Raw genomic sequence first — 9,220 nt, 5'->3', positions numbered from 1 at the left:
CCGAGGAGCTGATCTCTAAGACGATGAAGGCCGGTGCACGGTACTATCGCAAGAGTTGGCTGCAAGAAGCGCTCAGGGTGATCGTTCTGGCTGTGGGGATATCACTTGTGCTCTATTTCCTCAGCGTATGGACGCCACGATAGACGGGATTGATCGCTGATGAGTGGTCAAGGTCTAGGCACTACGCCTTGGCTTTGAGAGCCATGATCTCGGCCGAGGCTGCGGGAGCGCCGCTGATCATGTGGGCCGCGATCTGGTCATCGCCACGAGAGCTGATCATGATCGAGCCATAACCAAGCAGGCGGCCCAAGACGGACTGCTTGAAATTCGCGCCGATAACTTCGGGCATGGCAATGGTGAAAACGTTGCGCTGGATAAAACCAGTGCGCCACAGCACAGCATCGTCAAACACGCGCAGCTCGGTTGAAAGATAGACGATGAGGCGTTGGAAAAGCACGAGAAACAGGAAAACCGAGAAGAGGGAGGTTGCGATCCGGCCGTAAAAAATCAGCTTCGGATAAAAGGCAGCGTACCAGTTGGTAAAGTTTGGCCCGCCGACATCGATCATAAGGCGATAAAGGGTGTCCTTCTGCCCTATCCATATCCAGACCAGCAGGCCAAATCCGATTAAAGCGGTGAGGATCGGCTTGACGAAGATGATCAGCGAAAGCCGATACCGTGAAATTGGCTCCTTCGGGTTCTCTGACAAAGGTGGAATCCTCGACTGGTTTCTAAATTACACATTGATCTCATATGACAAAATTAATGTCGAGATAAATCACTCCGACGCACCGCACCGCACCGCACTGCGATGTCGGTGGAGTAGGTCGAGGCGAATGTCAGTTGGTTACTTTGTCCGGTTGACGATCAGGTGCACCCGCCACACTACGTAGGCGGCTAGCGCCAGCGAGGCGACCGTGGTCCACATCAAGCCGTGGACTTGGCGAGGATCAGACGGCCCAAGCGTGAGCGCGTAGACCATTATTACGGCGTCCGCGACCAGCAAAAAGGCCACGAGGATAACATCCCACATTTCCGCGACTACTCGGGCCTCTCCCATCGGCGGTGGAACTGGCTGTTGGCCCGCCTTGCCCTTTTCCTGCTTTTTGGCTGCATACCCGCTGTTGACCAGCTTGTTCACCATGAAGGCGACAAAGCCGAAAGTTGCCGTGATTACGATGACTGGTGCTAACGTTAAAAACTGATCAAGTGACATCCTATGGCTCCCGAATTATACAATGGTGCCGCGTTCCATTCGAATGTCAAACTGTTCAAAGCGCGCAGCTCGAAATATTGACGTTTTGTGGTTCTGCGGCGAGGATATCAAACGCTAGAACGTCCAAAATGGAGCTTGGCTCCAGAAGAGGCAGAAAATGCCAGAAAAATACGATGAGTACGAAGCGGCTGAAAAGCTGAATGCCATTGCAGAAAAGCTGAAGGAGGTAGACCGTCTTCTTCAGAGTGCTTATCGGCATTTCACGCCTGACGTTATCGAATTGATCGACCGCGCTGATCCGAAGAATGAGATGGACCCCGGTTATTGGTCGAAGCAGATCAAGATGGTCGCCGACGCGGTACTTGAGGAACGCCTTCGGAAAGACGACGCAGCTTTCGAGGCAGAGAAGAAAGCGCCCTCGGCCAGCCGCAGCTACAGCTTTGGCGGCCCCTCGTTCTAACAAGCAGAAAGAAGCCCTTCATGTCAGGTAATGCAGCGAATCCCGGTGCCGCCGCTCTCAACAACGCGGCGGACCTGTGGGGTGAGATTGGTGTCGAACTCGCCGATCTTTGGACGAAACTTCCCGAGGATGTGAAGGCCAAGCTTGAAGAGACCGGCGCGGACGTGGATTTAGACGCCCATGCGATGGCGGATCGATTGAGAAAGATCGCCGCTTATGCCGCCATCTAGCCCGGAGGAGGGCGGCTAGAAATCAATCGTATAGCTGGATAGCGATGACGGCTGTTGCTGGAACTTGATTTCGGTCCCCTGCTGCGAGGCAAGCGATTGCGTCCAGTCTGTCTCGGCCGGTCTCTCCCGCCGTACTGCCCAATGCACTCGGCGGCTTTCACTGAACCAGCCAGCCAATGCATCGCTCGCGTGGTCTCCTGCCTCGTCGGCGTCATAGGCGATAGCATAGCGGGTATATAAGCCCGTCTCTTTGTCCGACTGGCGGGCGAGATCAGAAACAATGTGAGTTTCGAGGGAGCTGCGAAGGCCTCCGGTAGAGGCAACGAGCGCCGGTATCCTGCCGATGTCCCGGCGCTGCTCGGCGTAGGCGAGGGCATCCATCGCATCCTTGACCAGCACGATTTCCTGATATTTCAGCGAAGCGGTGTAAGTGGTGCCCGGCTGCGTTTCGAGCAGGAAGGCTGCATCCTCCCGGCTTCCCGGCGCGAACTGGCGAACCGGCCGTGATGGATCGGTCCCGAATAGCTCGGCCCCGACCTCTCGGCCCCGTCTGTCATGAACCCACATTCTCCAAGTAAGTCGCTGATTTCGCTGTCGTAATCGTGATATTTCGCATATAAATCATGGCGTTGACGGCTGCGAGGGGCGCGTTTCATGGATCACCTGGAGGGTGCGGGCTTGGCGCGGGGAGATCGGGTTGATTTCGACCGCCGTGTGCGTCTGGAGTTCCGTGGTGCGCAGATCAGTTCAGACGGTGGCCTGCTGGTGATGCGCGAGCTTGATGACGTGCTCGGCCTGTCCAATCTGGCGTCGGAGGCGCTGCGAGACAGCCGCACCGGGAAGAACACGCTCCATCGGCTTGACGGATTGTTCCGGCAATCGGTGTTCGGACGACTGGCCGGATACGAGGATGTGAACGATGCCGACCGCTTGGCCCTCGATCCCGTGATGCGTCAGGTCGTTGGCGGCAGGGCCGTCGAGGCGCAAGCTGCTTCGGCATCGCAGATGGGACGGTTCGAGACCGAGACGCTGGCTCTGGCCGCGAACCGGGCGGCGCTGGCCGATCTGAACGGCCAATGGATCGACCGGTTTCATGACCGCAACGGGTTGAAATACATCGTGCTGGACATGGACAGCTCGGTCAGCCCCACCCACGGCGATCAGGAAGGTGCTGCCTGGAACGGGCATTTCGACTGCACCTGCTATCACCCCATCTTCTTGTTCAACCAGTTTGGCATGCTGGAGCGCTGCGCCCTGCGTAACGGCAATGTCCACAGCGCCGATGGCTGGCGGGATGTCCTTGATCCCGTCATTGCCCGATATGCTGGCCGCGACCTTGGTGGACGCTTCTTCCGGGCCGACGCTGCCTACGCGATCCCCGCGATCTATATGCGGCTGGAAGAAGCCAGGTTCTTCTACGCCATCCGTCTGCCCGCCAACGCCGTCTTGCGCGAGAAGATCGCGCATCGGCTGACACGGCCCGTGGGACGGCCTTCGCTGACCAAGGTCAAACGGTTCTTCGAGGACTTCGAGTATCAGGCGGCGTCCTGGGACAAGCCGCGCCGCGTCATCGCCAAGATCGAATGGCATCCGGGCGAGCTGTTCCCCAAAGTCGGCTTCATCGTCACCAACCTGCCGATGGAGCCAGACTGGGTGGTGAGGTTCTACAACCAGCGCGGCACCGCAGAGCAGCACATCAAGGAAGGCAAATATGCCTTTCGCTGGACGCGGCTGTCATGCCGGAAGTTCCGGCACAACGAGGTGCGGCTGCAACTGCACGCGCTGGCCTACAACCTGGCAACCTTCCTGCGCTGCATCGAACTGCCCGAGGCCATGGCGGACTGGTCGTTGACCAGCCTGCAACTCAAGCTGATCAAGATCGGCGCCCGCGTCGTCCGCCACGCCCGCGCCATTACCTTCCAGTTGGCCGAGGTCGCCGTCACCGGCCCGATGGTGCGGGCCGTCCTTGCCGCCATCCGCCGTCTTCGAACGCCTCCGTCATGCGCATGACCACGATCCATGCCCAAGCTGAACGAAAGCGGCAGGACAGGTCCGTCTGCCGCGCGGAAAAGCGGCTCTGCCGGGCCAGAATGCTGCGGGTTCGAGGCTTGATCCACCCGACTTCGGCCGTTTGCGCGACGACAGACACCGCTCGGGGCGAAAAACGCTTGCCCAGCGAGCAAAATCAGGCGATCTTGAAGTCAAGCGGCAGGCCACTTGGGGAATGTCGGTCCAAAGCATCGGGAGGAAACGCCATGACCATTCTGACCGGCGGCTGCCAGTGTGGGGCCATCCGCTTCTCTTGCGATGGCGACAAGGTCTCTTCCGTATCGATCTGCCACTGCCGCATGTGCCAGAAAGCCGTCGGCAACTATTTCGCCCCTTTCGTGGCCTTCGAGGTGGGGGGCGTCACCTGGACGCGCGGGAGTCGCAAGCTCTATCGCTCGTCCAACCACGTCTCGCGCGCCTTCTGCGCCGATTGCGGCACGCCGCTCACCTATGAGGCCGATGGCTTTGAGCCGTCGATCGCCGGCGGCGCCTTTGACGATCCGGCGGCTCTGCCTCCGACCGTCCAATATGGCGTCGAGGCCGAACTACCCTTCACCGGCGGCCTCGCTTCTCTGAAACGCGTTCGTACCGACGAGGGCTTCGAAGGTGCCGAGTTCGTCGCCGATGTCGTTTCCAACCAGCATCCCGACCACGACACTGCCGTCTGGCCGCTGCCGAAAGCCTGAACGATGACCGAACTGCGCAGCTACGAGGCAGATCTGGTCGCGGTCTTGGAGTCAGGACAATAAGTATAAAGCATATGTTCCATCTGAACGACGAACCGGCACGACTTGCAGCTCTTCGCCGGTATGAGGTCCTCGATACGAAGCCCGAAGTCGAGTTTGCCGAGATCGTCACTCTGGTGAAGTCCATCTTCAAAACCAAATATGCTGCGATCAACCTGATCGATGTTGACCGGCAGTGGATGAAGGCAGCCGCGGGGCTGGAGGTCTTCGAATGCGCCCGGGAAGATGCCTTTTGCGACCATACGATCCGTGCCACCAGACCGCTCGCGGTCGAGGATGCCACCGTAGACCACCGCTTCATGAACAACCCGTTCGTGACGGGGGATGCCTCTATCCGCTCGTATCTCGGTGCGCCTCTGACCAGCCCCGATGGCTATAACATCGGCGCGATCTGCGTTTTCGACACCGAACCGCGCCAATACAGCGTTGCGGACGAAGCCGTACTGGCGAGTTTCGCCAAGGTTGTAATGTCGCAGCTGGAATTGCGGCTGATTGCGCGACAGGACAGCCTGACGGGCAGCCTGACCCGCCGCGCTTTCGTGGATCGCATGGACCGCCTGCTTGAAAAGCAACAGACGGCAACGTTGCTTCTGATCGATCTTGACCGCTTCAAATCGGTCAATGATACCTTCGGGCATCCGATTGGCGATCTTGTGCTCAAAAGCTTAGCTGCGACGGTTCAGGCCAGTCTGCGGCGAACGGATGCTTTCGGGCGCCTTGGAGGGGAGGAGTTCGCAGTCCTCTTGCCCACTACGGACGAGCAAGGTGCGCTGGCGTTTGCCGACCGCCTTCGCGCCGAGGTTGCGGCCCGCGCTTTGCCCGAAATTGCCGGCGGCAGTATCACTCTCAGCATCGGAATAGCTGGACACAGAGAGGGTGAAAGCCGCGATGATTGGATGGCGCGGGCAGATGACGCGCTCTATGCGGCCAAGAAGAACGGGCGCAATCGCTGCGTTGTGGCAGCCTGACCTCTTCAGCGCAGCAGATCGCTGAACCGGATATCCAACGAGATCCGTTCGTAATCCGCATTCAATACGCTCGGCTATGATGCGGTCGGGCTTGGCAATCACGAATTCGACTATGGGCTGCGGCATCTGAGCGAGGCGCTGCAGGCGGCGCGCTTTCCGGTGGTTTCGGCCAATATGCTGACCCGGCTGGGCGAGACCCCGTTGCAGGATCGGGGCTTTGTCGCGCCATTCGTGCTGCTGAACCGTGAGTTGCGCAGCGCCGGGGGCAGGGTGCTGCCGGTAACGATCGGCATCCTCGGCCTGACCCCGCCCGAGACGCTGAACTGGAATCAGTGCCAGCTGGAGGGCAAACTCTATGCCCGGCCGATGGTCGGTATATATGTCCGAGCGCCATATTTTCATCGTGCGGTGAGTCGCTGTTGCAGAAGGATACGTAGTTGATGACGGTTATCTTTGGTCAGCTCAATCAGCACGCGGCCAGAGGCGATCAACCGCAAGGCATCAAGCGGCGCTGGTTTTGCCATCGCGGCTCTGCATTTATCCATCTCTTCTTCGGTGAAGCGCATTCTTCCTCCGTGCGTTGGAATATCAGGCGGCCTGTCGAGTTTTGAGGAATTGCGCCGCTTGCTCTTGGCTCTCGATGCCGTCGAGAAAGCAAGCTTGTTCCGCATCTGGCGCGACATGATAGTCGCTCCATAAGGGCGCACCATTGCGGCCTTTGAGGCTTTCGCTGATGTAGCCATCATGGGCTGCTGACCATTTCCAGCCCATAACGGCGGCTGCGCGTTCGTACATGATCATAGCAAGGCCTCCGGTAAGTTCGAAAGTTCGAGGTTGCGCGCTTCCTCGATCACTGCGCCATACTTATCGACGTGCCCACAGGGATTCGACCAGACGCTTACGGAATACCATTCCCCATCTTCGCAGAACCGTTCCAAGTGAGGTTTGCCGCGCTTTTCGCCGCAGCAGGGGCAAGTATCTGCGATTTCGACTGTGGTCAGAACTTGATCAATGGCTTGGTAGCCATTCCCCCAAAGGTCTCTCTGCAAATCGCGATCTACAACGGTGACTTTCATCGATCTCTCCCGGCGTTGGGGTTGGCGGAACGGCGCAACTCCTGCTTGATATACAGATCAGCCAAATTTAGGTGCGCCTCGGCCGCGCGATCATTCCCTTGTAACCGCATCATCTTTGCGGCCCAGATGTTCATATCTGCGGCGCGCTTGTAATCTGCTGGACTTGGGTTTTGATTGAGCATCGTGGGGTTTCCATTCGATAGGCTTGAAAATATGACACGACATAAGGCATAATGTCAAACATAAAGGTAATGGCAAAGTTTGTGAGATGAGCTATTCAGATTTTGACCGCAGGATCACGAGGCCGAACGGCTTCAATCTCTACCTTCCGCCAGATGCTTCGAAGGCTCGGCGGATCGCACAGCGCAAATATGAGGACGCCATCAAAGCCCTGAGTTCGTCAACGGGTGAGCTTATACCGATGGCGCTTGCCGAGGTTGATCGAGCACGCCGGAATTTCGGGGCGATCCTGCTTCGTGAGGATAGGCAGCGTCGGCCGCACATCTATACCAAGTAGGGGACGGCTTTGACGCTTGGCAGCATAGTGGAAGCTATCCTTGGTAGCCTTTATGGCGTTAGACAGCCAGTTTCCAAACCGGAAAAGCGGCTTCACCGCATCTGGACGGTAGTGGTGGTGCTCTTTTTGGTCTCCCTCGTAGCATTTTACTGGCCGAAGGAAGGTGCGGCTCAACGCTACTGCCACGCACATCCCTCACCGCATGAGACCGCAAGCGAATGCATCGAGCGGCTGGAAAAAATTGCTTCCCGGTTGGCTACGGTAGCTCCCATCGACCAAAACAGCCTTTCCTCATGCTCGTCAGTCCACAAAGATGATCTGGAAGCAATTTGGGACTGTGTTCTGCTGGATGATGGAAAGAGGTTGTCAGATAGCTATAGGAAGCCGGGAGAGGGTGACTAGCCGCGCACCCTTTATTCCATCCTGAAATAGCCGTAGACGCATCGTGTACCATCACGGGATGGATCGTGCGTATCCCTGATAACGCCGTCGATCACGGCGGTCATGTGCCTGCTGACGCATACGATCAGTCGGCCGGAGGAGGGCAGTTCGTCAGATCGAAGGTGTGTCGTGCATCCAGTCCCGATCTGCATGGTTGGCACCCAGCACCATCCAAGATCGGCAAGATAGCGCCGATAGGTGGCCTTATAGACACCTGTGCGCGCCGAGGATCGGCCGCGCTTCCGCTTACCGGTACGTTCCCCCTCGGCCATGTTGTTGAGCGCGTCGTAGACCTCGCGATAGGGAAGCCCTGTTGCGATAGCTATTGAGCGGCAGACACAATCTCCCGCACTACCTTTGAAGCCTGCCGCTGCCCGGCCGCCATCGTCAAACTCGAACTGCATGGTTTTTACTCGACAGTTTTAGCTGGCCGAACAACGTAGTCCTTCTGCGCAACGCCGGTCGCCGCCGATCCCACAATAGCTGCACGGACCCAAACGCTTTTGTGCTCAAGCCTTCTGATGTGCCCGCGCCGCAGGTGCATTCTCGGCGAGGCATGCGTGCCACCAGCTCCATCGGCAGAGGCACGGCCGCCCGGCCGTTCTGCGGATAATGTGAGCACCTTGTAGGAAAAGAACGGTTGCTTGCCGCTGGCGATTCGCGCCTTGTTGAGCTTGGCGCTCGGTTCGACATCTGCGGTCTCGACGTTCTCACAATTCAAGACGGCACAGGCTTGGAGGAGAGCCAACGCTTCGTCGCGGGTATCGCTGGAAATCGAGTAGAACCCTTCCTCGGGATTGTGCCGAAACATGGATTCGAAGTGTTCTGGCTGGATGATGAACGGCTCGCTGTCAAATTTCATGACTTTCTTGCTGATCAGACCTACCTCTTTCAGCGCCTCGTACGACCGGTGAGAGAGCGAGTTGAGGCGACCATCGTCTATCGGCGTGAAGCTGTTGTCATAGGGGATGAATGCGCCGCCCAGCCCGACGGTCCACATTTTGTGATTGTCGAAATAGGTGACAGGCAAGACAAAGACGCCACCCTGTGGGAAGTGGTCGAGAATAGTATTGAGGCCAAAATCTCGCAGAGCTGGAGGCGTAGCCTCTGGTTCCCAGCAAAGGGCAATGCGGCGTGAAGCCACTACTTGTTTAATTCCGCCTATGGATTCGATCAAAGTATCCGTCTTCCATGGTATCTCGAAAGCCACGATAGGATAGGGAAGCTTGAGCAGATCGAGATGCGACTGTGAAAATGAATCCACATCGAGGAGCGCGCCGCAGTTTGGCAGGATGAACTTCACTGATGCTTGCAGCAGGTCTATCACTGCGCTGACCGACCGCTTGGATTGGACAAAGTCAGGCTGCGTATGCGCGTTCAGGCGCTTCAAATCCTCAATCGCGTGAGCGCAATAGTTGAGCGCTGAGATGCTTTCGTCATCAGCCGTTGCTCCGGCTATTTGTCCCTTTTTCATGTGTCCCTACGTTCGTTGATCTGTCGGTGTCATCTCGCCACGC

16 protein-coding genes are annotated in these 9,220 nt (G+C 57.8%); 7 read left to right on the top strand and 9 right to left on the bottom strand.

Features of this window, described 5'->3' with window-relative positions; translation table 11 throughout:
* Positions 1–181 precede the first annotated feature (181 nt).
* Together KWJ32_RS21890 and KWJ32_RS21885 are read right to left on the bottom strand one after the other, a co-directional pair.
* Positions 182–709, bottom strand: coding sequence for a PH domain-containing protein (locus KWJ32_RS21890; protein ID WP_256886260.1), 528 nt, complete (start codon positions 707–709; stop codon positions 182–184).
* A gap of 138 nt (positions 710–847) precedes the next feature.
* Positions 848–1,216: a hypothetical protein gene (locus KWJ32_RS21885; RefSeq protein ID WP_256886259.1), complete on the bottom strand. Its 369-nt coding sequence runs from the start codon at positions 1,214–1,216 to the stop codon at positions 848–850.
* Between the two features lie 157 nt (positions 1,217–1,373).
* Between KWJ32_RS21885 and KWJ32_RS21880 the strand changes: the two genes are divergently transcribed.
* Together KWJ32_RS21880 and KWJ32_RS21875 are read left to right on the top strand one after the other, a co-directional pair.
* Entirely contained in the window at positions 1,374–1,676 is a 303-nt protein-coding gene (locus KWJ32_RS21880; RefSeq protein ID WP_256886258.1) for a hypothetical protein, read from the top strand.
* 20 nt (positions 1,677–1,696) lie between these two features.
* The gene (locus tag KWJ32_RS21875; protein WP_256886257.1) at positions 1,697–1,906 is read left to right on the top strand and encodes a hypothetical protein; all 210 of its coding nucleotides are present in this window, start codon (positions 1,697–1,699) and stop codon (positions 1,904–1,906) included.
* Positions 1,907–1,921: 15 nt separating this feature from the next.
* Here KWJ32_RS21875 and KWJ32_RS21870 read toward each other — a convergent pair whose 3' ends face one another.
* Complete coding sequence (locus tag KWJ32_RS21870) at positions 1,922–2,473, bottom strand: toprim domain-containing protein (protein ID WP_256886256.1); 552 nt, start codon at positions 2,471–2,473, stop codon at positions 1,922–1,924.
* 87 nt (positions 2,474–2,560) lie between these two features.
* On the opposite strand from KWJ32_RS21870, the gene KWJ32_RS21865 reads away from it, so the two are divergent.
* The 3 genes from KWJ32_RS21865 to KWJ32_RS21855 all read left to right on the top strand — a co-directional run bounded on the left by KWJ32_RS21865 (position 2,561) and on the right by KWJ32_RS21855 (position 5,669).
* Positions 2,561–3,916, top strand: a complete 1,356-nt coding sequence (locus tag KWJ32_RS21865; protein WP_012112698.1) for an IS1380-like element ISPme1 family transposase — start codon at positions 2,561–2,563, stop codon at positions 3,914–3,916.
* 245 nt (positions 3,917–4,161) lie between these two features.
* On the top strand, positions 4,162–4,641 hold the full coding sequence (locus KWJ32_RS21860) for a GFA family protein (protein ID WP_256886281.1): 480 nt from the start codon (positions 4,162–4,164) through the stop codon (positions 4,639–4,641).
* Positions 4,642–4,715: 74 nt separating this feature from the next.
* Complete coding sequence (locus KWJ32_RS21855) at positions 4,716–5,669, top strand: sensor domain-containing diguanylate cyclase (RefSeq protein ID WP_256886255.1); 954 nt, start codon at positions 4,716–4,718, stop codon at positions 5,667–5,669.
* Positions 5,670–6,067: 398 nt separating this feature from the next.
* On the opposite strand, the gene KWJ32_RS21850 is transcribed toward KWJ32_RS21855, so the two are convergent.
* From KWJ32_RS21850 to KWJ32_RS21835, 4 genes are read right to left on the bottom strand one after another with little or no spacing between them, the layout of a single operon-like run.
* The gene (locus KWJ32_RS21850) at positions 6,068–6,235 is read right to left on the bottom strand and encodes a hypothetical protein (RefSeq protein ID WP_256886254.1); all 168 of its coding nucleotides are present in this window, start codon (positions 6,233–6,235) and stop codon (positions 6,068–6,070) included.
* 22 nt (positions 6,236–6,257) lie between these two features.
* On the bottom strand, positions 6,258–6,470 hold the full coding sequence (locus KWJ32_RS21845; protein ID WP_256886253.1) for a hypothetical protein: 213 nt from the start codon (positions 6,468–6,470) through the stop codon (positions 6,258–6,260).
* The gene (locus KWJ32_RS21840; protein ID WP_256886252.1) at positions 6,467–6,745 is read right to left on the bottom strand and encodes a hypothetical protein; all 279 of its coding nucleotides are present in this window, start codon (positions 6,743–6,745) and stop codon (positions 6,467–6,469) included. Before KWJ32_RS21840 ends, KWJ32_RS21845 begins: the two co-directional genes overlap by 4 nt.
* Complete coding sequence (locus KWJ32_RS21835; RefSeq protein WP_256886251.1) at positions 6,742–6,927, bottom strand: hypothetical protein; 186 nt, start codon at positions 6,925–6,927, stop codon at positions 6,742–6,744. The genes KWJ32_RS21840 and KWJ32_RS21835 overlap by 4 nt, the downstream gene beginning before the upstream one ends.
* Positions 6,928–7,013: 86 nt before the next feature.
* On the opposite strand from KWJ32_RS21835, the gene KWJ32_RS21830 reads away from it, so the two are divergent.
* A complete protein-coding gene (locus KWJ32_RS21830) occupies positions 7,014–7,262 on the top strand; it encodes a hypothetical protein (protein ID WP_256886250.1) in 249 nt (82 codons plus the stop codon).
* 9 nt (positions 7,263–7,271) lie between these two features.
* The gene (locus KWJ32_RS21825; RefSeq protein WP_256886249.1) at positions 7,272–7,664 is read left to right on the top strand and encodes a hypothetical protein; all 393 of its coding nucleotides are present in this window, start codon (positions 7,272–7,274) and stop codon (positions 7,662–7,664) included.
* An 11-nt stretch (positions 7,665–7,675) separates the two neighbouring features.
* Here KWJ32_RS21825 and KWJ32_RS21820 read toward each other — a convergent pair whose 3' ends face one another.
* Both KWJ32_RS21820 and KWJ32_RS21815 read right to left on the bottom strand, forming a co-directional pair.
* Positions 7,676–8,107, bottom strand: a complete 432-nt coding sequence (locus KWJ32_RS21820) for a hypothetical protein (RefSeq protein WP_256886248.1) — start codon at positions 8,105–8,107, stop codon at positions 7,676–7,678.
* Positions 8,108–8,112: 5 nt separating this feature from the next.
* Entirely contained in the window at positions 8,113–9,177 is a 1,065-nt protein-coding gene (locus tag KWJ32_RS21815; RefSeq protein ID WP_125271583.1) for a hypothetical protein, read from the bottom strand.
* Positions 9,178–9,220: the final 43 nt, after the last annotated feature.

This window comes from Ochrobactrum sp. BTU2 (assembly GCF_024539785.1).
Lineage (GTDB): Bacteria > Pseudomonadota > Alphaproteobacteria > Rhizobiales > Rhizobiaceae > Brucella > Brucella anthropi.
Note: the sequence above shows the minus strand (reverse complement) of the source record. Positions and strands in the feature narration are given on the sequence as shown.

Coding starts and splice junctions, on each gene's coding strand:
- KWJ32_RS21885 (WP_256886259.1), bottom strand. CDS start 1,216: ATGTCACTTGATCAGTTTTTAACGTTAGCACCAGTCATCGTAATCACG.
- KWJ32_RS21880 (WP_256886258.1), top strand. CDS start 1,374: ATGCCAGAAAAATACGATGAGTACGAAGCGGCTGAAAAGCTGAATGCC.
- KWJ32_RS21875 (WP_256886257.1), top strand. CDS start 1,697: ATGTCAGGTAATGCAGCGAATCCCGGTGCCGCCGCTCTCAACAACGCG.
- KWJ32_RS21870 (WP_256886256.1), bottom strand. CDS start 2,473: ATGTGGGTTCATGACAGACGGGGCCGAGAGGTCGGGGCCGAGCTATTC.
- KWJ32_RS21865 (WP_012112698.1), top strand. CDS start 2,561: ATGGATCACCTGGAGGGTGCGGGCTTGGCGCGGGGAGATCGGGTTGAT.
- KWJ32_RS21860 (WP_256886281.1), top strand. CDS start 4,162: ATGACCATTCTGACCGGCGGCTGCCAGTGTGGGGCCATCCGCTTCTCT.
- KWJ32_RS21855 (WP_256886255.1), top strand. CDS start 4,716: ATGTTCCATCTGAACGACGAACCGGCACGACTTGCAGCTCTTCGCCGG.
- KWJ32_RS21850 (WP_256886254.1), bottom strand. CDS start 6,235: ATGCGCTTCACCGAAGAAGAGATGGATAAATGCAGAGCCGCGATGGCA.
- KWJ32_RS21845 (WP_256886253.1), bottom strand. CDS start 6,470: ATGATCATGTACGAACGCGCAGCCGCCGTTATGGGCTGGAAATGGTCA.
- KWJ32_RS21840 (WP_256886252.1), bottom strand. CDS start 6,745: ATGAAAGTCACCGTTGTAGATCGCGATTTGCAGAGAGACCTTTGGGGG.
- KWJ32_RS21835 (WP_256886251.1), bottom strand. CDS start 6,927: ATGCTCAATCAAAACCCAAGTCCAGCAGATTACAAGCGCGCCGCAGAT.
- KWJ32_RS21830 (WP_256886250.1), top strand. CDS start 7,014: ATGAGCTATTCAGATTTTGACCGCAGGATCACGAGGCCGAACGGCTTC.
- KWJ32_RS21820 (WP_256886248.1), bottom strand. CDS start 8,107: ATGCAGTTCGAGTTTGACGATGGCGGCCGGGCAGCGGCAGGCTTCAAA.
- KWJ32_RS21815 (WP_125271583.1), bottom strand. CDS start 9,177: ATGAAAAAGGGACAAATAGCCGGAGCAACGGCTGATGACGAAAGCATC.